The following is a 23595-nucleotide window of genomic DNA, read 5'->3' on the forward strand; positions in this document are numbered from 1 at the left end:
CAAGAATGAAAGCTCAGCTTGTCTGTGATGCGTTAACAATGGCTATTTGGCAACGAAAACCCGATAAAGGGCTTATTGTTCACTCAGATCAGGGTGTTCAATACGCAAGCCACCTGTACAGGAACTTACTAAAAGATAATGGTTTTATTGGTAGTATGAGTAAAAAAGGCTGTTGTTGGGATAATGCTGTAGCGGAGAGCTTTTTTGGCAGTTTAAAGCAAGAGCGTGTTCATTGGAGAAACTATGAAACACGTTATGAAGCACAACAAGACGTAATGAATTACATAACCATGTGGTACAACAGTAACCGATTACATTCCTACTTAGGGTATCAAAGCCCTAATGATTTTGAATTGAAAATTAATGAGTTAGAAAAAGTAGCTTAACTAGGGTGACTGAATTTACTTGACCAGGTCAGTCCTACCGTCTCATAAGTAATGTCGCGTCACACTATAGCTGATACATTGTTCAACACTTGGATTAATAGAATTTCTGTCAATGAGAATTTGCCTCTAAATGAGAATATTCTTATTCTCGACAAAATTAACCGATCACCAAGCACCAATCACTAAGTGCCAGAAAAAGTTAAGTAATTAATTCAATTAGAGTAATAACGTAAACTGACTTACTTATAACAAATAACCATAATAAATCTTTATTTATTACTTGCAGCCAAGGAAATTAAACAGTAGTGTAATTGTCATTAAATCAATTATTTCTATTGCTGATAATTTAATTTTACACTGCGATAAAATTAACAGCATAAACTTACTATCAGAGACGTTTAACACATGAGTACTAACCTGAATCGCCGACATCACCATCTTCATTACAACTAGCCCATTCAGGTTTACTTAATCAGTAAACTATTGAAGGGCAACTGGCCTTTCAGTGGTTTTAAAATAGCACTATACTCTCTCTTAATAGAAGTATCGGTAATTGCTAAACCCCCGAAAGAGTCAACACTCTCTCGGGGGTTTTCGCATTTTAGCGAAGAATTAATTGTATATACATGACAAAATTTACGATAAAAATAATAGGAATTAGCATTATGAGCACATCAGAGCCACGTTTACGCATTGCCATGCAAAAGTCAGGACGCCTAAGTGAAGACACCCAAAAACTACTTAAGCTTTGTGGATTAAAGTTAAACCTAACTGATAGAAGATTATTAGCGCATGTAAGCAATATGCCTATTGAAATTATGCGTGTTCGTAGCAGCGATATTCCTGGTTTAATTATGGATGGCGTTTGTGATTTAGGTATTGTTGGTGATAACACCCTTGAAGAAGAGGAGCTAGATCGCAAATTAAAAGGCAATAAGGCTGACTACATTCGCACTACGCCATTAGATTTTGGTGGCTGTCGCTTTTCAATTGCGATGCCTGAAGAGTTTGAATACACCGGCTTAGACTGTTTAAACGGTTTACGTTTTGCAACCACTTACCCACAATTACTCAATCGCTTTGCTAAAGCCAATGGTATCAACGTAGAATTTTGCTTATTAAAAGGCTCTGTTGAAGTAGCACCTCGCGTTGGCTTAGCCGACGGTATTTGTGATTTAGTCTCTACTGGCGCAACTCTTGAAGCCAATGGCCTAAAAGAAGTCGCCGAAGTTTTCCGCTCAAAAGCATCACTCATTCAACGAGCTGAAGGATTTACTCCAGCAAAACAAGCTATTTTAGATACTTTATTACCACGCATCCACGGCGTAATGAAAGCTAAAGAAAGCAAGTATATCATGCTACACGCGCCAAAAGAGAAAATAGCCCAAGTCAGTAAACTCATGCCAGGCACAGAAACGCCAACCGTTTTACCACTAGCAGGACGTGAAGACATGGTTGCCGTGCATGTAGTCGCTACAGAAACATTTTTCTGGGAAACGATGGAGCAGTTAAAAGACCTAGGTTGTCACTCTATACTGGTAATGCCTATTGAGAAAATGATGGGCTAAATAAGCAGCATACTTGAGACTTCAGCGGCATTGTCGGTGTTGTGAGTTAGCATCACTTAGCACACTAAGCTCAGGCAACTAACCACTTGACAGCTTTGCTGAAGTCATAATTATTTAGCTTAGTTTTACAGTAAACACCTTTACAATATATTGAAAAAGCTAGTACTAAGCAGCGACACCAAAAAGCTAGCACTAAAAAGCTTTTACTTATAAATAATATCGAGAAAGCATTATGATTGATCAACTAATTAATTGGCAAACACTGTCAGAGCAGCAAAAAAAATCGGCCCTTGCTCGACCTGCAATAGCAGATAGTGCTTTATTATCAACACAGGTTGCCAATATTATATCGCGTGTTAAGAATCAAGGCGACAAAGCGCTTTTTGAACTTACTGAACAATTTGATGGTATTGCACTCAATACGTTAACAGTAAGCGCTGAGCAAGTAGCACAAGCTAAGGCAAGATTATCTGATAAACGTCTACAAGCAATACACACTGCCTATAAACAAATAAAATCGTTTCATAGCGCCCAACAAGCTACGGATATAACCGTTGAAACCACACCTGGTGTTAAGTGCACACTCAAAACAGAAGCCATTGAAAGTGTAGGTTTATACATACCAGCTGGCTCAGCGCCCTTACCATCGACGGTATTAATGTTAGGTGTTCCAGCTCAAATTACTGGCTGTGAACGTACCGCTCTTGTTTGCCCGCCAGATAAAAATGGTCAACTAGCCGATGAAGTGCTAGTTGCCGCCAACCTTTGCGGCATCAATGAAATATATACTGTAGGTGGCGCACAGGCTATTGCAGCACTGGCTTATGGCACCGAGACCATACCGGCAGTAAACAAAGTATTTGGCCCAGGTAACCGTTATGTTACTGAAGCAAAAACACAGCTTTCACAACAAGTGGCTGGTTTTGCCATTGATATGCCTGCGGGCCCTTCTGAAGTATTGGTTATAGCCGATAAGCAAGCAAACGCTGCTTTTATCGCGGCTGATTTATTATCACAAGCTGAACACGGTGTTGATAGCCAAGTTATATTGTTAAGTGATAGCGAGTCGTTAATCGATAAAGTATCAACAGAACTAGAAAAACAAATTGCGTTATTATCTCGACGTGATATCGCCAAACAAGCGTTAAAGCAATCTCGTTTAATTTTAACTAAAGATTTAGCGCAAGCGGTTGAAGTATCAAATCAATACGGACCAGAGCACTTAATTGTGCAAACAGAAAATGCATCAACACTATTGGCTAGTTTACGTAATGCTGGTTCAATTTTTGTCGGGGCTTATACACCTGAATCTGCTGGCGATTACGCTAGTGGCACCAATCACGTATTACCCACTTATGGTTATTCAAAAGTCATCTCAAGCTTATCTCTCGCTGATTTTTCTCGTCGTTATACCGTACAAGAAATAACAAAAGCGGGCTTGGCCAGTTTAGCTGAGTGTATTATTGAATTAACCGATGCAGAGGGTTTAGATGCACATCAACGTGCAGTAACTATTCGCTTAGAAGAAGGCGCGTAATCATGACAGCATCAGCTGATAGCAGCTTAATAGCGAGTTCTTTGGAAAATAAAAACTTAATAGACAAATTAGCCAGAGCAGAGCTGGTAGATATGGTGCCATATCAATCAGCAAGACGCTTATTTGCCAGTGGCGATAATGATCAGGCAAACAGCAAAACATGGCTTAATGCCAACGAAGCGCCAGGAACAGGCAAGTATCAGGTAACAAGTGAAAATATTAACCGCTATCCTGATTTTCAACCACAAGCATTATTAAGTGCTTATAGTAATTATTGCGGTTTACCGGTAGAAAACATCTTAGCAACTCGCGGCGCCGATGAAGGTATTGAATTAATCATTCGCAGCTTTTGTCGTGCTTATCAAGACAGTATTTTAATTTGTCCACCAACCTATGGTATGTATGCCATTAGTGCAGAAAACCACGGCGCTGGTATTGTTAGTGTGCCTCTACTTAACGTTACACAAAGAGACTCTGCACAGCCAGATTGTCAACTTGATCTTGACGGTTTAAAACAGCAAGTAGGTAAGGTTAAAGTGGTATTTTTATGCTCGCCTGGTAACCCAAGTGGTAACCTATTACCAACAGCACAAATTAACGCTGCCATTGAGTTGTTTAAAGAGTCAGCCATTATAGTGGTTGATGAAGCTTATTATGAATATGCCGCCACTAAAGAAGTAGCGAATAGTCAGTTAATTACACAATATGAAAACGTTATTGTCTTAAGAACGTTATCAAAAGCTTTTGCTTTAGCGGGCTTACGTTGCGGCTTTACCTTAGCAAGCAAAGCAGTGATCACCCTATTAAGTAAAGTGATTGCGCCCTACCCTATTTCAGCGCCCGTTGCTGAAATAGCCAGTAAATCATTACGCAATGACTTAGCGGTTATGCAGACAAGAGTTGAGCAGGTAACCATATTGCGCGAGCAGTTAAGCCATTGGTTAACTAAGCAACACTGGTGTTGTTATGTGTTTAGCAGTGACGCCAACTTTGTACTGTTTCGCTGTACTAGCGAAGCCGATAAAAACCGTGTATTTAATCTATTACTTGCAAACAACATATTAATTCGTGACCAATCTAAACAGCTGCAGCTTGATAACTGCCTACGTATTAGCATTGGTAGTGAAGCTGAACTCACCCAGCTACAAAAGCTATTAGATACACTATAAATAAAGTAGTTATCGCTAACATGACTGTTAGCGTAACAAACCTAATTAAGAGCATTTTATGAGTAACACCCAAGAGAAAATATTATTTATCGACCGTGATGGTACCTTAGTTGAAGAGCCAATTAGCGACAAACAACTTGATAGTTTAGAGAAGTTGGTCTTTGAGCCTAATGTCATTGCAGAGCTGTTAAAACTACAAGCTAAAGGCTTTAGTTTAGTGATGGTGTCTAATCAAGACGGTTTAGGTACAAAAAGTTTCCCACAAAGCGATTTTGATTTACCACATAACAAGATGATGGATTTCTTTAGCTCGCAAGGCGTACATTTTCAAGACGTATTACTTTGCCCTCATTTTGATGAAGACAATTGTAACTGCCGTAAACCTAAACTTGGCTTAGTTAGTGATTACTTACAACAAGGTCGTGTAGATTTTACTAACTCTTTTGTTATTGGTGATAGAGAAACCGATATGGGTCTTGCTGCTAACATGGGTATTGTTGGTATCAAATATGATCGCCAGCACTTAAATTGGGCTCAAGTGAGTGAACAAATTATCAATCACTTAGAACAACCAAGAGTTGCCACCGTTACCCGTAAGACCAAAGAAACTGACATTACTGTCACCGTGAATTTAGACCAAGCGGGCAACAGTAAAATAGACACTGGCTTAGGTTTTTTTGATCATATGCTAGATCAAATAGCCACACACGGCGGTTTTAACTTAAACTGTAGCGTTGTCGGTGATTATCATATTGATGATCATCACAGTGTTGAAGATACCGCCTTAGCACTAGGTCAAGCACTAAGACAAGCACTAGGTAATAAACGTGGTATTAACCGTTTTGGCTTTGTTATTCCTATGGATGAATGTCGCGCTGAATGTGCCATCGACCTTTCTGGCCGCCCTTGGTTAGAGTTTGATGCTGACTTCACCAGTGACAAAGTCGGTACTATGTCTACGCAAATGGTGCCACACTTTTTCCGTTCATTAACTGACGCTATGTTAATTACTTTGCATTTATCAACCAGTAAAGGTAACTGCCACCACCAAGTAGAAAGTTTATTTAAAGTGTTTGGTCGTGCCTTAGGTCAAGCAATAAAAGTTGATGGCGACGCCATGCCTAGCTCTAAAGGAACCTTGTAATGACAAAGGCAAAGCATGTTATTGTTGATACCGGCTGTGCTAACTTAGCTTCGGTAAAGTTTGCAGTTGAACGCTTGGGTTATCAAGTAACCATTACTGATGATGTTGATTTAATACAAAGTGCTGATAAAGTTATTTTCCCCGGTGTTGGTAGTGCTAAGCATGCCATGGAAAACATCAAAACTAAAAACTTAGTGAGTGTTTTGCAAAACTTAACTCAGCCAGTGCTTGGCTTTTGCTTAGGTATGCAATTAATGACTGAGTCATCAAAAGAAGGTGGTAATGACGGGTTAGTACCCTGCTTAAATTTAATTCCAACTAAAGTTGAGCCATTACAAGCACAAGGTAATAGATTGCCACACATGGGCTGGAATACGCTCACCACCGTTAGCGACCACCCTGTTTTTAAAGGTATTTGTGTTGGTGATTATTTCTATTTTGTGCACAGTTTTGCCGCGCCAATTAGCGAATACACCATTGCTGGCTGTGAATACGGTAGTACTTTTTCTGCCGCTATCGCTAAAGATAACTTTATTGGTTGTCAATTCCACCCTGAGCGCTCAAGTGCTTTAGGCAGTAAAATAATACAAAACTTCTTGGAGATGTAAGCCATGATGATCCCCGCAATTGACCTGATTGATGGTCAAGTAGTTCGCCTTTACCAAGGTGATTATGATCAAAAGACAAACTACGAGTATACCGCTAAAGAACGTCAAGACTTATACGCACAAGCCGGTGCTACCGTGATGCACTTTGTTGATTTGGACGGTGCTAAAGACTCAACTAAACGCCAGCTAACCTTGTTAAAAACATTAATGAATCATAACACTATGATCATTCAAGTAGGTGGCGGTGTACGTTGTAAGGCAGATGTAGAACAACTGTTAAATGTTGGTGCAGACCGTGTTGTTATTGGTTCATTAGCCATTAAACAACCTGAATTAGTACGTGAATGGATCATCGAATTTGGTGGCGATAAGATCGTATTAGCACTGGATGTTAAAATTGATGAAAATGGTAATAAAACTCTGCCAACACATGGTTGGATTAAAGACAGTGGTGTTAACTTAGAAGATTTATTAACACACTACCAAGACGCCGGTTTAAAGCACGTACTTTGTACCGATATTAGTAAAGATGGTACCCTTTCTGGCTCAAACGTGACTATGTATACCGAGCTATGTGCGCAATATCCAAACCTAGCATGGCAAGCCTCAGGTGGCATTGGCAGCTTAGACGATATTAAAGCCTTAATTCCAACGGGCGTTAGTGGCGTTATATTAGGTCGTTCATTACTCGAAGGTAAGTTCACCCTAGAACAAGCCATTGCTTGTTGGCCTCAATCGTCATAAAAAGTATTAATACAGCATTGTCGTCACTCATCACGCCATCACTTATAAAACATAAGCTCTGGCGTTCATCATTTGACGGCTTTGTTTAAATCCTTTTTATTTAGATTGAAACTCAATTATGAATAAAAATATAATGTAAAGTCACAATGATTAACATTGTGACCTAAACGGGAGAAGGCTCCATGTTAGCCAGAAGAATTATTCCTTGCTTAGATGTTCGTGACGGTAAAGTTGTCAAAGGCGTTCAATTTCGCAATCATGAAATTATTGGTGATATTGTGCCATTAGCTAAGAAATATGCTGAAGCGGGTGCTGATGAATTAGTTTTTTATGATATTACTGCTAGCGCTGATGACCGTGTAGTAGATAAAAGTTGGATCAGTCGTATTGCCGAAGTTATCGATATTCCTTTTTGTGTTGCTGGCGGTATAAAAAGCGAAGCAGACGCAAAAGAAATCTTAATGATGGGCGCAGACAAAATTAGTATTAACTCGCCTGCCCTAAGAGACCCTGAACTAATCACGCGTTTAGCCGATGTATTTGGCCAACAGTGTATTGTTGTTGGTATTGACAGTTTTTATAATAAAGACGCTAATGGCGGCAAGGGCGAATATCAAGTTTATCAATTTACCGGTGATGAAAAACGCACCCAGCAAACAGGCTGGACTACTTTTGACTGGATTAAAAAAGTAGTGAGTTTAGGTGCAGGTGAAATAGTATTAAATTGCATGAACCAAGACGGTGTTCGTCAAGGTTATGATATTGAGCAACTACAACAAGCCAGATCAGTATGTAGTGTGCCTTTAATCGCCTCAGGTGGCGCAGGTACTATGGCACACTTTAGTGAGGTTTATCGTCAAGCCGACGTTGATGGCGCATTAGCCGCATCAGTTTTCCACAAAGGTGTTATTGCCATTAAAGACTTAAAAGATTATTTAAAAGACCAAAATATTGAGGTAAGACCATGTTAGTAAACGAAAGTAATATCGATGCGTTAGCATGGGATAAAATGGATAACCTAATACCTGCCATTATTCAACATAGCGCTACTGGCGCAGTGTTAATGCAAGGTTACATGAACAAGGCATCACTTGCCGCGACCTTAAGCACAGGCAAAGCGACATTTTTTAGCCGTTCAAAACAGGCATTATGGGTTAAAGGCGAAACCTCTGGTAATTTCCTTGAAGTAAAACAGGTGCTAACGGATTGCGATAACGATAGTTTATTAATCGCTTGCACACCTATTGGACCAAGCTGCCATCTTGGTACCGAGTCATGCTTTCCTGAACAAAAGTTAACGCAACAAAACTTTTTAAGTCAACTTGAACAAGTCATTGAACAACGCAAAGGTGATGATCCAAAAGAAAGTTACACTGCGCACCTGTTTTCTCGTGGCACCACGAAAATGGCACAAAAAGTGGGTGAAGAAGGCGTTGAAGTCGCACTAGCTGCGGTTGCAGAAACCAAAGAAGATTTATTAGGTGAATGTGCAGATTTGTTCTATCACACCTTAGTATTACTTGCTGATCAAAAAATTGAGCTTAGTGAAGTCATGGCAGTATTACAACAACGTCATAATAAGTAATCACTATAAGTAATAGCAATTCTATTAAATTTATTCCCAACTCAGGGCTGTATTAGCGAGCTTAGAACAAGCAAAATTTGTTAAGTATAGTGAGTCTATATTTCATCAATTTTGTGCTGTTATCAGTTTGCTAATAAACTCCCGAAGGGCGAGTACCTAATAAAAGGCAAAGGCTTACATGCGGCGTTATTGATTTTGGCAAGGAGGCTACACGGAGGTAGCTTATTAGTGAATGCAGGACACACATTCTCCTGAGTAAATGCAGGACACACATTCTCCTGAGTAACCATTCTCTTCAATCAATGCCTTGCCTCTAAGCCTTTTAACCCTCGCTGAGTGGGAAATAACTTAATAGACTTGGTATAAGAGTCGCTTTTTATTCAACGTTTAGGCTATGTTGCTAAGCGTTGAATAAATACTGACTAAACGTTAAATAATATTGATGACGTTACGCCATAACACTGAGCAGATTATTAGTCAGATTGATGTAAGTGTTCTTCAATATTTGCCCGTAATACTCGATAACCCACGTTACCATAAAGTATTTGCCTGCCATTATCTATGATATACGTAGGGCTACCTTTTAACGACAATAATTTGGCTTGTTGATAATCCGCCATCAAAGCCCCTATTGCCCTACCATCATTTATCGCTGCTTTAACGCCATTAATCTCATAGCCTGACTTTTCAATAAGCGCGAACAATACAGATAGCTGACTAATATCTTGCCCCTCAACAAAAAATGCATGGCGAATAGCTTGTGCCAACTTAACACTTACTTTATCACCCAACATTACCTCAATGGCTTTTAAAACAAGGTGTGGGTTAGCAGATGAATTCGGTCGAACACTTTTCCACACTTCGCTATGAATAGATGCACCTGGATAAGGCGCAGCAGCCTCTTTAACATGACTTGAAAAGCCTAAAAAACCGCCTTTATCTTGCCACTGGTTTGGAATTTTATGTCTAGCATCACCAAACACATCAAGGTAATGATATCGCCAAGCAATCTTGCCTACTAATTTATCATTAAGCACTTCAATGCGTTGCTGCGCTATCCATGCCCAAACACATAAAATATCACTGTAATAGTCTATTACAACAGGTGTTGTCATATTGGAATCCAGTTACTTACTAATCTATGGGGAGTTAGCTGCTTAACGGTAATGACAATAAGTTATTACCGTTAACAACAAGCATTACAAATATCATCTACATTAGACGTGATCACTGACACATTTAAGTAACCAACGCGCTTTAGTTGTTCTGCAGAAAAAATAGCACGAGCACCGGTGGCGCAGTGTAAAAAGATAAGCTGATTTTCATTGGGATAAAGTGTCAGCATTTTCATTTCAAGCAAACCGCGTGGAATATTGATAGCGCCTTTAGCTGATTTTTCTGCATATTCACTTGGCTCACGCACATCAATAATGACACCATTATTTTGCTTAGCCAACGGTAGCGCTTGTGCAATAGTCATAATGGTTAATGATTCTCGTGCTTTAGCAATGACTTCAGGTATGGTTTTTAACATGGTTATTTCTCTATTGGTAAATTAGCTTAATTCTAGATCACTCTAGGTTAACTCGGGCGTTTAAGCCGGCTACTTTAAGCCTAGCTTTTTTAAAATGGTCATCATTAAACACCATTTAGTAAATGATGATTGTATTAAGTTAACAGCAATAAAGGCGGTAAACCATAACCAAGTTTGTGTGTAATTTATCGCTAAATATAGCGATATTAAAATCATAGTACCAGCAACTAAACGTAGCGCTTCATTAACAGTCATTTGGCTTACTCCTCAAAGGGCTTATTCACGTGGGGGGATTAAAAATCATTAAACAGTCATTAAACAGTCATTAAACAGTCATTAAAAGACAACATGTCATATTTTTATTTCAGCATAATCTTTATTAGTAAATGCTAATAAAGATTATATTAGCCTTTACTAATTTAGAAAACAACTATAATATCAACTTATATTATAGAACTAGTTACCCTGGATAATGAATGAATATTAAACAACAAAAGTTGTTAGAAAATGCGCAAGAAGTCGCCGCCATTTTAAAACAATTGTCTAATCCTTACCGATTAATGATCTTGTGTTGCCTGAGCGATAATGAACTTACGGTTGGTGATTTAAACCTACGTATTGAACTTTCACAATCAGCACTTTCACAGCATTTAGCCAAACTACGAGACAGTAATATAGTGACAACAAGGCGCGAGGCACAAACTATTTTTTATCGTATTGCAACCCCAACCATAGAAGAATTATTACGAGTCCTGCATGAAAAGTTTTGTCGCGACGACTCAGACATTGATCACAAAGCAGTGAATTAACAATGACCACTAACGCCACTTTTACTACTGCATTACTCAGTAAGGTACTTAAGAGTAAAATTCCGCTTTTTATTCTACTGTTATCAATAGTCGCTGGGCTAATGGCGCTTAACTTTACAGCGCGTGAAGAAGAGCCACAAATAGTGGTGCCAATGATCGATATTATTGTCGATGCCCCCGGTGTTAACGTAAAACAAGTAGAGCGTTTAGTCACCACCCCGCTTGAAAAGTTACTAGCACAGGTGCAAGGTGTAGAACATGTTTACTCGGTTAGTCATAGCAACCAATCCGTGGTGACCCTGCGTTTTACGGTCGGAGAAAATCGCGAAAACGCACTACTAAATACCTATAATAAATTACATGCTAATACTGAAAAAATTCCTGCTGTTGTCAGTAATTGGCGCGTTAAACCCATTGAAGTCGATGATGTTGCCATTGTCATGCTAGCACTATATAGCACCGATACTAGCCAAGTAGATGATTTTGGTTTGAGGCGGCTTGCCCAAGAAGTGTCTACTTTTTTACAAGCGATTGAAAGTACCAGCGAAGTTAATATTATTGGTGGTCGAGCTAGACAAATACAAGTCAATATAGACCCAGAAAAAATGGCCGCTCGGCAAGTGACCGTTGAGGATATTTTCAATGCTATTCAAGTATCTAATGTACTTGTTAACCACGGTAATATTACCCTAGCAAATCAGTCAATCTCGCTTGAAAGTGGCGATACTTATCGTGATATTAACGCGCTAAAAAAAACTACTATTAGTGTTATTGATGGTAGCGTTATTTTACTAGACGATATTGCTGAAGTGGTTGATGGCCCAGCAGAGCAAACCAGCTATAGCTGGCTTGATCATGCCAATACTAGCAATACAGCTAATGGGAAAAACGCTACCCATAACGACCAACCTATGGTCACCATTAGCGTTGCTAAGCAACGTGGCAGTAATGCGGTAACCGTTGCCAATGCAGTACATGCAAAAATAGCCGAATTAAAGTCATCTATTTTTCCTGCTCATGTTGAGGTACAAGTATTACGTGACTATGGCGCAACCGCTAACGAAAAAGTGAATGACTTAACCACCAGTTTAGCTTTTGCCATTTTTACTGTGGTAATTTTTATTGGCGTGTTTCTAGGCTGGCGCTCTGCGCTAGTGGTCGGTTTAGCGGTACCTATTTGTTATGGCATAACACTCTCGTTAGATTTACTATTTGGCTATACCATTAACCGAGTTACCTTGTTTGCACTTATTTTATCATTGGGTTTATTAGTCGACGACCCTATTACCGGTGTTGATAATATTGAGCGCTACATGGCTAAAATAAAAGGTAAAGTAAGTACTAAAAAAGTTAATACTGCCATTGTCTTAGCCATTAATGAAATACGCGTGCCTTTGTTAATGTCGACACTCACTATTGTACTGGCGTTTATTCCACTGGCCTTTATCACTGGCATGATGGGGCCTTATATGGCGCCAATGGCCTTTAATGTGCCGTTAAGTGTTATTAGTTCAACCGTGGTGGCTTTTTTAGTAACACCTTGGCTAGCAGCAAAATTTATTAAAGCTAAGCCCCAGCCTGAAGTTACTGCTAATTTTTCTCAAGCTAACGCTAAAGCCAAAACAAACAATACGACTGTGCCAGCGGAGCTAGTTACCGACGAACAAGGTTTTCAACGTTTATACCGCCAACTATTAACGCCATTGTTAGACAGTAAAGCAAAAGGTAAAGCTATACTCGCTTTAGTGTTATTACTCTTTGTTATTGCCGCTTTATTACCAGTGATGCGTTGGGTTCCCCTTAAATTATTACCTTTTGATAATAAGAATGAAGTACAAGTTATTATTGATATGCCTGAAAGCGCGACCTTAGAGCAAACCGCTGCTATGGCTAAGCAAGTGTCGGTAATTTTACAAAAAATGCCCGAAGTAACCACTATTGCCAGCTATGTTGGCTTACCTTCGCCAATAGACTTTAACGGTATGGTTAGGCAGTACTACCAGCGCCACGCACCTTATTTAGCAGACTTACGGGTGTTGCTACTTGATAAAAGCGAGCGCGAACATCAATCCCATGCCATTGTGTTAAGAATGCGTGAGCATTTAGCGCCGTTAACTAATGAATTAGCGCAAAACAGTGATATTAAAATACGCGTAGTAGAAGTACCACCTGGACCACCGGTATTAAGTACACTGGTTGCCGAGATTTATGGAGATGAATTTACTCAATATGCCAGTTTACAACAAGCGGCTGGCATAGTTGAGCAGCGCTTAATAGCCGAGCCGTTTGTGGTTGAGGTAGACTCAACCGTTGGCGGTGAACAAACACAACTACGTTTTATCAGTGATAAAACTAAAGCAGCACTGTCTGGGATATCAACAGCAAGTATTAATCAAACTCTTAACGTGGCAACCCAAGGACAAGTGGCTGGTTATCTGCACCTTGATAATGAGGCGTCGCCGTTAGCCATTAATATTAATTTGCCGCTCGAGCAACGCCAGTCACTCAATGATTTAAAACGTTTGTCCTTAAAAGGACAAGCGGGGATCATACAAACCACCACGGCACAAGGTATTGATATGGCGCCACAGCCATTAGTCTCTCTAGGTGAGCTGGGTGAGTTTATTGAACACCCTCGCGATAAACCAATATTCCATAAAGATCTTAGACCTGTTGTTTATGTTACTGCTGATATTTCAGGTAGAACACCAGCAGAAGTTATTGCTGACATCAGCAGTGACTTAATTAAAAGCCATTCTAGCAACAATCTTAACGCTATTGAGCCTATTAACAGTAACAATACTGAACAAAGCAACTGGCAAGAACGAAACTTCCTCGCAAGTGGTGGTGGTATTAACTGGCAATTACCTGAGGATATTGAGTTGTCATTTAGTGGCGAAGGTGAATGGCGTATTACCATCAGAGTATTTCGTGATATGGGCCTAGCGTTTGCTTTTGCACTGACCGCAATATTTATTGTTTTACGTATACAAACAGGTTCAGCGGCTTTATCAGGCATTATCATGTCAGCCATTCCGTTAACCGTCATTGGTATTATGCCAGGCTTCTTTTTATTAAATCAATTTGGAGAGCGCACTATTGCAGGTGCACCTGACCCTATTTTATTCACCGCCACCGCGATGATAGGCATGATAGCGTTAGCGGGCATAGTAGTGAGAAACTCATTAATTTTAATTGAGTTTATTAGCCAAGCACAGCAACAAGGTGCGACGATAAAAGAGTCGTTAATTCAAGCAGGTGCCGTTAGGATGCGACCGGTATTACTCACCGCTGGCACTACCTTATTAGGTAATTTAATTATTACCTTAGACCCTGTTTTTAGTGGACTCGCTATTGCGATTATATTTGGCATTATCTCGTCAACAGTATTTACCCTACTGGTAGTACCTATTGTTTACTCTCTGGTATTTGATAACAAGGTGGCCCCCGGTAAAGAAACACCACCAGCAGCGACAGTCAATAACAAAGTAGACGATTCATCAGACATTAAGGCTTTATCATGAAGACACCACAAGTTGAAAAAAAGAGCACCCTAACAAAAAGTATTGTGCCGTTATTAACATTAATTATATTACTACTTATGGTGGCGTGGTTAGCTGGGTCTTTTGATAGTAAAGTCACTCCGGGCTTTAACCAACCTGCTGCGTTAGTAGCGCCAACTACTTATACCGTTAAAAGTACACCTGAAGCTATATTTGAAGCGGTCGCTGCGAGTATTAGCGCTAAACAGGCAACTATTATTTCATCGAGACTGCTAGCTCGCATTGATAAAATAAAGGTTCGCTCTGGTGATACCGTCAACAAAGGTGATGTATTAATTACCCTTGAAAATAAAGACCTTTCATCCAGTGTTATTGAAGCTAGTGAACAAGTTAATGCCATGGAAGCAAGGCATATAGAAGCAAAACAAAACTATACTCGCGCTACTGAGTTATTTAACAAAAAAATAGTCTCAAAATTTGATTTAGATAAAAGTAAAGCTGACTACCAAAGCAGTAAAGCAGGGTTAACCGCTGCTAAACAAAGCTTGGCACAAGCGCAAACGACATTAAGCTATGCAACGCTTCGTGCACCTATTAATGGCAAAGTTGTTGACCGTTTTGCCGAGCCTGGCAATACCGCACAAGCTGGGGCAAAACTATTATCACTATATAACCCATTGTCGTTACGTGTAGAAGCACAAGTACGAGAGCAACTTGCCCTAACGCTCACACAAGGCCAACATATTACGGTAGAGTTGCCAACAATCAAACATAGTTTAATGGGAGTAGTCGAAGAAATTGTCCCTGCAGCCAATACCGGCTCACGTAGTTTTTTAATTAAAGTCAGTTTACCTTACCAAGAGAATTTACTACCTGGTATGTACGCACGGGTTTTGATCCCTGCAGGTCAAGCACAAAAAATTTACCTACCCCAGGAAAGTGTATCTCATGTAGGTCAACTCAACTTTGTGCAGGTTGTCATTAATGGCGAAACTCAAAAGCGCTTTGTACGCGTAGGGACGCAAAGTAAAAAAGAGTTTGTGACAATTATTTCAGGTTTGAACGATGGCGACATCATTATGACCCCCCAATAATCACTAGAGATAAGATCATTAGTCTAGCTGTAAACTTAAAGGTAATGGATCATTTTGTAATACAACGGAATTTAGCTATTTATTTGTGTAAAGACTGTTATTTTCTAATGACACTTAGTTACATATTGGTTGTTTATAAAAAATTTGCTAGAATCGCCTAAATTTAACGCAGTGATATAACTGGTTTACCTGCGTTTTACATTAACGATTGACTAGAATAGTGAACCACTAATTAATGACCCTCTCACTACCTATTAACTTATTACCTTTAAGGATGAACATGAGATCTAAAATAGCGATTGCAGCAGCGCTTTTATTACCATTATCAGGCCAATATGCCTTGGCTGAAGAAGCCGTTGTTGAAGAAGAATCTTCGTTAACTGTTTCTGCTGAATTGGGTATGTTATTTAAAACAGGTAATACTAAAAGTGGCGATATCAAAGCAGGCTTAACCATAGAGCATAAACAGGATAGATGGCTAAACCTATTATCTTTCAACGCACTTGCTAAGAAGCTTGAAAAAGAAGACGAAACTACCGGTGAAGAGGTTTTTGAAAGCACGGATAACAAATGGGACATTCAAGGACAAACCAATTACTCTCTTGAAAAAAATGGTAAAAATTACCTATATGGTAGTGTTTTTTATGAACAAGACAAATTCAGTAGTTTCTCTTACCAAACGTCAGCTTCTGTTGGTTGGGGTCGTCATTGGTGGAAAACCAAAAAGAGTTCATTTTTTGCCGATATTGGTCCGGGTATTAAATACGATGTGATACGTGCAGATGGCTTAATGCCAGAGAAAAGTGAAGCTGCCGCTATATTACAAGCGCAAGCGTTATATACAAATCAAATCAATGAATTTGTTAAATTTAAGCAATACTTAGTGGCTAAGCAAGCGTTTGGCTCTGATCAAAACAGTGTTTATAAATCAGAAACATCACTGACTACTAAATTAATTGAGTCATTACAGTTTAAGTTTGCTTTTCGTATCGATTACGATACTGACGTAGAAGAAGGCTTTGAAAATACCAATACTGAAACATCAGTAACCTTGGTATATAGCTTCTAAAATAGCATTAAATTTACAAGATAAGGGCTGTTATTCATTGAGAATACGGCCTTTTTTATTGCCTGAATTGACTAAGTAATACTGACTCTACGTTATTTAAGCTCACTGACATCTAAGCTAGGCTTAGTAACAATAAGCATTAGAAACAAAAAAACCAGCCTCAAAGGCTGGTTTTTTTTACGCTAACTAGGAAAGCTTAGTTAAATTGGTTAGAGGTGTTTTTCGCACCACCCGCTTTTAACGCATTCTCACCAGCAAAGTATTCTTTGTGGTCATCACCCATATCAGAACCTGACATGTTTTGATGTTTAACACAGGCGATACCTTGACGTATTTCTTCACGCTGTACGTTTTTAACGTAACCTAACATACCTTGTTCACCAAAGTATTCTTTGGCTAGGTTATCTACAGACAACGCTGTTGTATGGTAAGTTGGTAATGTAATTAAGTGATGGAATACGTTCGCTTCACGTGCAGTGTCTGCTTGGAAAGTACGTACACGTTCATCAGCAATAGCAGATAATTCAGTGTCATCGTATTCAGCTTTCATTAAGTCGTCACGAACATAACCAGATACATCTTCACCTGCTTCAACCATGGCATCATAGGTTTGCTGACGGAAGTTTAACGTCCAGTTGAAAGATGGTGAGTTGTTATAAACAAGTTTCGCATCTGGGTGAACTTTACGTACGTCGTCCATCATACCCGCAATTTCGTGTACCGTTGGTACCGCTGTTTCTATCCAAAGTAAATCTGCGCCGGCATTAAGTGCACCGATACAGTCAAACACACAACGCTCATGGCCAGTACCTTGACGGAATTGGTATAAACCAGAAGGTAAACGCTTAGGACGAACTAGTTTGCCGTCACGGTTGAAACATACATCGCCTTCGCCCATGTCAGCTACGTTAATTTCTTCAACATCTAAGAAAGAGTTGTAGATATCACCAGCATCACCTGGCTCTTTAACAACAGCAATTTCTTTCGTTAAACCAGCACCTTCAGAGTCAGTACGTGCAACGATTAAACCGTTGTCGATACCTAGCTCTAAGAAAGCATGACGTAATGCGCGAATTTTCGCGTGGAAGTCAGCGTGCGGAACGGTAACTTTACCATCTTGGTGACCACATTGTTTTTCATCAGCTACCTGGTTTTCGATTTGAAGTGCACAAGCACCCGCCTCAATCATTTGCTTAGCCATGATGTAAGTTGCTTCAGCGTTACCAAAGCCGGCGTCAATATCAGCAACAATTGGTACAACGTGAGTAACGTGATTGTCAATTTGTGCTTGAATAGCAGGCTTATCAGCGTCAGATGCTGCATCTAACTCGCGAAACAGACCACCTAATTCACGGGCATCAGCTTGACGTAAGAAAGTGTAAAGCTCAGCAACCAAAGAAGCTACCGATGTTTTTTCGTGCATAGATTGATCAGGAAGAGGACCAAACTCACTGCGAAGTGCTGCTACCATCCAACCTGAAAGGTATAAGTAACGACGATCTGTTTTGCCATCAAAATGTTTCTTAATAGAAATCATTTTTTGTTGACCAACAAAACCATGCCAACAACCTAGAGATTGTGTGTACTTAGTTTTGTCTGCATCAAATGCAGCCATATCAGCACGCATAATATCGGCAGTATACTGAGCAATCTCTAAACCTGTTTTGAATTTATTTTGCGCTCGCATACGGGCAACAGACTCAGGGTTAATGGCATCCCAAGAGCTACCTGCTTTTTCTTTAATTGCTTTAACGGCTTCTATTGCACTTTGATAGTTAGACATATCATTCTCCAAAAAGTCTTGTGGTATATTAATTAGTAATTAGTAATAGTAATAAGTTTTAGCTAGTTACCTTGCTACTGTGCGATATTGATACATTAATGTAAAACGTAATTCTCAACTTAGCTAGTAGAAAGTGTGCTTTCATACTGGACTACAAAAACAATACCTCATAAAGGTGGTATTTTCAAAATATATATTTTATATTGCCGCCATTCATACCAAAAATAAAGGTAAGGAGTTAATCCATATAATAATGTGTTTTTTCCTATCAAAATGATAAGATCCCATTGAAATAGCGAGTATTTTAACTTTACATATACTTAACTTATATTTATACACTGAGCCATTAACAACATGAATATTTCTAAAATTGATTTGAACTTACTTATTTATTTAGATGTCTTGTTGCGAGAAAAGAATGTTACTCGGGCAGCCAGCCAACTTAACATTACTCAACCAGCAATGAGTAATGGCTTAAAACGTTTAAGAACGTTATTTAACGACCCTATTTTGGTACGTACCTCTGATGGCATGGTACCTACTGAGCGCGCACGAAGCTTAGCGCCAAACATTCGTAAAATATTACTCGAGCTTGAAGAAACACTCCAAGGTGAAGAAGAGTTTAACGAATTTAAAAGCCAACGTGTTTTTAGAATAATGGCTAGTGACTATGCAGCATCAACACTTATACCGCCTTTATTAAAAGCATTAAATGAAGTTGCCCCAAATATTACCCTTGATATTATGACGCCAAGCGATGTGACTTTTCATGATGTTGAAGCTGGTAAAATTGATATGGCTATCAACCGCTTTGATGAGTTACCACAATCTTTTCACCAAAAAGCAATTTGGCGCGATTCTTTTTCTTGTTTAGTCGCAGCTGATAGCCCATTGGTCAGTAAATTCAACTTAAACGCTTATTTAGGTGCTAAACATGTTTGGGTGTCAAAAACAGGTTTTGGTGTGGGTATTGGCATGGACCCTACCGATGTGCAAAAACTGGGGTGGGTTGATGAAGCACTGGCGCGTTTAGGTAAAAAGCGAGATATCAAGGTGTTTACCCGTAATTACCATGTTGCTATGCAACTCGCTTATGAAGGTAATTTAATTGCCACTTTACCAAGTAAAGCAGCCCAACTGTACAAAAATGATAGTAATTACACTATTATCAAACCACCTTTTGATATTCCGGAGATAGAATTAAAAATGATTTGGAGCCCTTTATTACACCATGATGCTAGCCATATTTGGTTTAGACAATTAGTGATTGCAGCGGCCTTAACATGCCAGGAAAATATATAATTCACTATGAATAATGTGCTTTATACCCTTTTTGCCATCAGTATATGCTTACTGTTAGGAAAGCTTGCTAATTCGCTCTTCTCTGCTTTACCGGCAAGCTTATATGGCATGATTATTTACGCGATATTTTTACAAATAAATTGGTTTAGCGCCGATAAAATAGTTAATACTAACCAATGGTTTATCAAGCATATGGGCGTATGTTTAGTTCCAGCAGGCATGGGAATAATCAATCACTTTAAGCTGATTCAGCAACACGGTATTGCCTTGGTGGTCATTATTTTTAGCTCAACGTTTATTTTACTAACCTTAATAGGCTACTTAAGCGAACGCTTTTTAATTACGCCTGCACATCACATAGCAGACACCAAGGCGCAGAATAAACCTAAATCAGGCGTAAATTAATGCTGTCTACTTTTATCACTAACAGTCCACTATTAGCTAGCATAATTATCACGCTAATCACCATAGCAACTTACCAATTAGCAGCTGCCTGCCAACAGAAATGGCAATACATTTGGCTAAACCCTATGCTATTTACTATTAGTATACTAGTGCCTCTTTTACTATTAACTAATATTAATTATGAACAATATAGTGAATCTACTCAGCTACTTAACTGGTTGCTTGAGCCTGCAATCGTTGCATTAGGGTTACCTCTTTATCAACAATTTAAGCAGATACGCTTTTATTGGCAAGCCATGATCGCTATTTTAGTTTTCGGTATCATTGTCGTTATTAGTGTTAGCTTTGTCCTTTCTATGTGGTTAATAAAAGCGCCTGATATTGCTATCGCTTTATCATTAAAATCAGTCACGACCCCGATAGGTATTACCTTAACCAACCAATTATTTGGTGATAGTTCAATAACCACTTTTGCTATTTTAATAGCCGGTTTATTTGGCGCGTTACTAGGTCCCCAATGGCTGAGTTTTCTGGGTATTAACTCAGCTAAAGCGCAAGGCTTGGCTATTGGCAGTGCTAGTCATGTTATTGGTACCGCGGTACTTGTACGTAAAAGTGCCGAACATGGTGCATATAGCTCTGTGGCGTTAATTTTATCCGCTGTACTGACCGCGCTTATTAGCCCGTGGTTAATTCCTTTACTTCAACAATTTTATCACTAGTTTGCCTCAGGTCCTGCATACTAGGGCACAAGAGCTTTACGCCCTTAATATCGTTAGCGATATAGCTAGTAATGTAAATATTTGGCAGCAACCTATATTCATATCGTGAATGTTCTTTATCACCAAGTATAATAAAGCCTGTGAATAGTCAATAACATCATATTTCAAAGATAAATAGTTAGCTTTAACAACTACTTAAGCAATAATTCCTTCAACGTTACCTTTGCTCCGCTACTTAAGCGAACTAAAGCACTATTGCCAGACATGCGAATAAGCCATAGGATCGTCCCCAATATTAATTGGTATAAATTCTTAACGCTTTAAATAAAGTTTTTGAACAATAAGGTAAATAATAATGTCAGCCACAGTCACCATAGAAAATTTAACAGTAAGCCAATGCCTTTTTGATTTTATTGAGTATGAAGCTCTCCCTGGTACATCTATTAGCTCAAGTCATTTTTGGAAGCAGTTTTCCAGTATTGTTCATGATTTAAGCCCTGAAAATAAAGCGCTTTTATTAAAGCGTGATGCCCTACAAGCAAGCATTGATGACTATCATCAAAATAATAAGCCACTTGAATTCGCACACTATAAAAAATTCTTAGCTGATATTAACTACCTTGTCCCTCAAGTAGAAGATTTCAGTATCAACACGAGTAATGTTGATGATGAATTAGCGCTTATTGCTGGACCACAGCTAGTAGTACCTATTATGAACGCTCGTTTTGCACTTAATGCGGTAAATGCTCGCTGGGGGAGTTTATATGATGCCCTTTATGGCACAGATGCAATAAGCAACGATGATGGCGCAGAGGCCACTAAAGCTTATAACCCTATACGTGGTAAAAAAGTTATCGCTTTTGCCAAAGACTATTTAGATCAAGTGATCCCATTAGTTAACGGTAGCCATAGCCAAGCCGTGAGTTATGACTTAACAGAGCAGCAATTAATGGTAAGTTTGGCTGATGGTCAGCAAACACCGTTAAAAGATCCTTCAGCGTTTATTGGTTTTACTGGCAGCATAAATAAACCAGAATCACTAATGTTTGTTCATAACAACTTACATATCAACTTATTGTTCAATGACCAAAGTGCTATTGGTAAAGAAGACGCTGCAAGCTTAAGTGATATAGTACTTGAGTCTGCCTTAACAACTATCATGGACTGTGAAGACTCTGTTGCTGCAGTTGACGCACAAGACAAAGTATTAGCCTACCAAAATTGGTTAGGCCTAATGACGGGTAAATTGTCTGCAACACTAAATAAAAATGGTAAAACAATCACCCGTACCATGAAAAAAGATGTAAACGTACAAACACTTAAGGGTGAAACAGTTACCCTTAAAGGTCGTAGTTTAATGTTTGTTCGTAATGTGGGTCATTTAATGACAAACAGTGCCATCATCGATAGCCAAGGTAATGAAATACCAGAAGGCATACTTGATGCTATGATCACCAGCTTAGTTGCCCTGCACGATTTAAAAGGCAACAGTGAATTTAGCAACAGTAGTGAAGGTTCAATTTACATCGTTAAACCTAAAATGCATGGCCCTGAAGAAGTAGCTTTTGCTAACACCTTATTCTCACGTGTCGAAGAAGCATTATCCCTACCAGAAAATACCATTAAAATGGGGATAATGGATGAAGAAAGACGCACTAGTGTTAACTTGAAAAACTGTATTTTTGCGGCTAAAGACCGCGTAGTATTTATCAACACAGGTTTCTTAGACAGAACAGGTGATGAAATCCATACGTCAATGCTAGCTGGCCCTATGGCGAGAAAAGCCGACATAAAACATACTCCATGGATTAGCGCTTATGAAGATAACAACGTTGATATTGGACTCAATTGTGGTTTTAGTAAAAAAGCACAAATTGGTAAAGGTATGTGGGCTATTCCTGATCAAATGGCTAATATGTTAACCACTAAAATAGGTCATGTTGAAGCAGGTGCTAATACTGCTTGGGTACCTTCACCAACAGCAGCAACACTGCATGTTTTACATTACCATAAAGTGAATGTATTTAGTGTACAACAGCAACTTATGGGTCGTAAGCCTGCGAATATTGACGACATACTTACCATTCCATTGGCTGAGCATACTAATTGGACTGCACAAGAAATTAGTGATGAGATAGATAATAACTGTCAAGGTCTATTAGGTTATGTTGTACGCTGGATAGATGATGGTGTGGGTTGTTCTAAAGTACCTGATATCAACAATGTAGGCTTAATGGAAGATAGAGCAACTTTGCGTATTTCTAGCCAGCATCTTGCTAACTGGCTTACTCATAATATTTGTACTGTTGAGCAAGTACAGGCCAGTTTGAAGAAAATGGCCGCGATTGTTGATGAGCAAAATGCCAGTGATAGTAGCTACCAAGCAATGAGTGCTGATTTTGATAACAGCATCGCGTTTAAAGCAGCAGCGGCATTGGTCTTTGCAGGTACAGAGCAACCTAACGGTTATACAGAGCCTTTATTGCATAAATACCGTATAGAAAAAAAACGTCAACTTAGTTAAGCTATTCACACTAAGACTATAGAGCTACAACATTAGTTCAAGCTGACTATCAAAAAATCAATACTGACGCTATATTAAGTTTACTTATAGCGCTGGTGTTGATTTTTTA

At 39.1% G+C, this 23595-nt stretch carries 21 protein-coding genes; 17 read left to right on the forward strand and 4 right to left on the reverse strand.

The window, feature by feature from the left end:
- The 9 genes from FCS21_RS06125 to hisIE form a co-directional block, all read left to right on the forward strand.
- Window positions 1-386, forward strand: a 386-nt coding sequence (locus tag FCS21_RS06125) for an IS3 family transposase (RefSeq protein WP_138621496.1), incomplete at its 5' end; no start/stop codon positions are given.
- 665 nt (window positions 387-1051) lie between these two features.
- Window positions 1052-1954, forward strand: coding sequence for an ATP phosphoribosyltransferase (gene hisG, locus FCS21_RS06130; protein ID WP_138621498.1), 903 nt, complete (start codon window positions 1052-1054; stop codon window positions 1952-1954).
- Window positions 1955-2186: 232 nt separating this feature from the next.
- Window positions 2187-3491 carry a histidinol dehydrogenase gene (gene hisD, locus FCS21_RS06135; RefSeq protein WP_138621500.1) on the forward strand — a complete coding sequence of 435 codons (1305 nt, stop codon included), beginning with the start codon at window positions 2187-2189 and terminating at the stop codon, window positions 3489-3491.
- A gap of 2 nt (window positions 3492-3493) precedes the next feature.
- Window positions 3494-4660, forward strand: a complete 1167-nt coding sequence (gene hisC / locus FCS21_RS06140; RefSeq protein ID WP_138621502.1) for a histidinol-phosphate transaminase — start codon at window positions 3494-3496, stop codon at window positions 4658-4660.
- Between the two features lie 58 nt (window positions 4661-4718).
- Window positions 4719-5804 (forward strand): bifunctional histidinol-phosphatase/imidazoleglycerol-phosphate dehydratase HisB, encoded by a 1086-nt coding sequence (gene hisB / locus FCS21_RS06145; RefSeq protein ID WP_138621504.1) that lies wholly within the window; start codon window positions 4719-4721, stop codon window positions 5802-5804.
- Window positions 5804-6412, forward strand: coding sequence for an imidazole glycerol phosphate synthase subunit HisH (gene hisH / locus FCS21_RS06150; RefSeq protein ID WP_138621506.1), 609 nt, complete (start codon window positions 5804-5806; stop codon window positions 6410-6412). Before hisB ends, hisH begins: the two co-directional genes overlap by 1 nt.
- A 3-nt stretch (window positions 6413-6415) precedes the next feature.
- On the forward strand, window positions 6416-7156 hold the full coding sequence (hisA, locus tag FCS21_RS06155; protein WP_138621508.1) for a 1-(5-phosphoribosyl)-5-[(5-phosphoribosylamino)methylideneamino]imidazole-4-carboxamide isomerase: 741 nt from the start codon (window positions 6416-6418) through the stop codon (window positions 7154-7156).
- Between the two features lie 182 nt (window positions 7157-7338).
- Window positions 7339-8127: an imidazole glycerol phosphate synthase subunit HisF gene (hisF, locus tag FCS21_RS06160; RefSeq protein ID WP_138621510.1), complete on the forward strand. Its 789-nt coding sequence runs from the start codon at window positions 7339-7341 to the stop codon at window positions 8125-8127.
- Entirely contained in the window at window positions 8121-8741 is a 621-nt protein-coding gene (hisIE, locus tag FCS21_RS06165) for a bifunctional phosphoribosyl-AMP cyclohydrolase/phosphoribosyl-ATP diphosphatase HisIE (protein ID WP_138621511.1), read from the forward strand. The genes hisF and hisIE overlap by 7 nt, the downstream gene beginning before the upstream one ends.
- 473 nt (window positions 8742-9214) lie before the next feature.
- Here the strand turns inward: hisIE and FCS21_RS06170 are convergent, their stop codons facing one another.
- The 3 genes from FCS21_RS06170 to FCS21_RS06180 form a co-directional block, all read right to left on the reverse strand.
- Window positions 9215-9856 carry a DsbA family oxidoreductase gene (locus FCS21_RS06170; RefSeq protein ID WP_138621513.1) on the reverse strand — a complete coding sequence of 214 codons (642 nt, stop codon included), beginning with the start codon at window positions 9854-9856 and terminating at the stop codon, window positions 9215-9217.
- Between the two features lie 71 nt (window positions 9857-9927).
- Window positions 9928-10275 (reverse strand): rhodanese-like domain-containing protein, encoded by a 348-nt coding sequence (locus FCS21_RS06175; protein WP_138621515.1) that lies wholly within the window; start codon window positions 10273-10275, stop codon window positions 9928-9930.
- 69 nt (window positions 10276-10344) lie between these two features.
- Window positions 10345-10530 carry a YgaP family membrane protein gene (locus FCS21_RS06180; RefSeq protein ID WP_138621517.1) on the reverse strand — a complete coding sequence of 62 codons (186 nt, stop codon included), beginning with the start codon at window positions 10528-10530 and terminating at the stop codon, window positions 10345-10347.
- A gap of 221 nt (window positions 10531-10751) precedes the next feature.
- Here FCS21_RS06180 and FCS21_RS06185 point away from each other — a divergent pair, with 221 nt between their 5' ends.
- From FCS21_RS06185 to FCS21_RS06200, 4 genes are all read left to right on the forward strand, one after another.
- Window positions 10752-11084: an ArsR/SmtB family transcription factor gene (locus FCS21_RS06185; protein ID WP_138621519.1), complete on the forward strand. Its 333-nt coding sequence runs from the start codon at window positions 10752-10754 to the stop codon at window positions 11082-11084.
- Between the two features lie 2 nt (window positions 11085-11086).
- Window positions 11087-14608: an efflux RND transporter permease subunit gene (locus FCS21_RS06190; protein ID WP_138621522.1), complete on the forward strand. Its 3522-nt coding sequence runs from the start codon at window positions 11087-11089 to the stop codon at window positions 14606-14608.
- A complete protein-coding gene (locus tag FCS21_RS06195) occupies window positions 14605-15681 on the forward strand; it encodes an efflux RND transporter periplasmic adaptor subunit (RefSeq protein WP_138621524.1) in 1077 nt (358 codons plus the stop codon). The genes FCS21_RS06190 and FCS21_RS06195 overlap by 4 nt, the downstream gene beginning before the upstream one ends.
- A 280-nt stretch (window positions 15682-15961) precedes the next feature.
- Complete coding sequence (locus FCS21_RS06200; protein ID WP_138621526.1) at window positions 15962-16750, forward strand: DUF481 domain-containing protein; 789 nt, start codon at window positions 15962-15964, stop codon at window positions 16748-16750.
- Between the two features lie 196 nt (window positions 16751-16946).
- On the opposite strand, the gene FCS21_RS06205 is transcribed toward FCS21_RS06200, so the two are convergent.
- Window positions 16947-18533 (reverse strand): isocitrate lyase, encoded by a 1587-nt coding sequence (locus FCS21_RS06205; RefSeq protein ID WP_138621528.1) that lies wholly within the window; start codon window positions 18531-18533, stop codon window positions 16947-16949.
- A 354-nt stretch (window positions 18534-18887) separates the two neighbouring features.
- On the opposite strand from FCS21_RS06205, the gene FCS21_RS06210 reads away from it, so the two are divergent.
- From FCS21_RS06210 to FCS21_RS06225, 4 genes are all read left to right on the forward strand, one after another.
- Window positions 18888-19835 (forward strand): LysR family transcriptional regulator, encoded by a 948-nt coding sequence (locus FCS21_RS06210; RefSeq protein ID WP_138621530.1) that lies wholly within the window; start codon window positions 18888-18890, stop codon window positions 19833-19835.
- A gap of 6 nt (window positions 19836-19841) precedes the next feature.
- Window positions 19842-20240, forward strand: coding sequence for a CidA/LrgA family protein (locus tag FCS21_RS06215; RefSeq protein WP_138621532.1), 399 nt, complete (start codon window positions 19842-19844; stop codon window positions 20238-20240).
- A complete protein-coding gene (locus tag FCS21_RS06220) occupies window positions 20240-20962 on the forward strand; it encodes an LrgB family protein (protein WP_138621534.1) in 723 nt (240 codons plus the stop codon). Before FCS21_RS06215 ends, FCS21_RS06220 begins: the two co-directional genes overlap by 1 nt.
- A 355-nt stretch (window positions 20963-21317) precedes the next feature.
- On the forward strand, window positions 21318-23486 hold the full coding sequence (locus FCS21_RS06225) for a malate synthase G (RefSeq protein ID WP_138621536.1): 2169 nt from the start codon (window positions 21318-21320) through the stop codon (window positions 23484-23486).
- Window positions 23487-23595 lie beyond the last annotated feature (109 nt).

Source organism: Colwellia ponticola (genome assembly GCF_005885605.1).
GTDB classification, from domain to species: Bacteria; Pseudomonadota; Gammaproteobacteria; order Enterobacterales; family Alteromonadaceae; genus Colwellia; species Colwellia ponticola.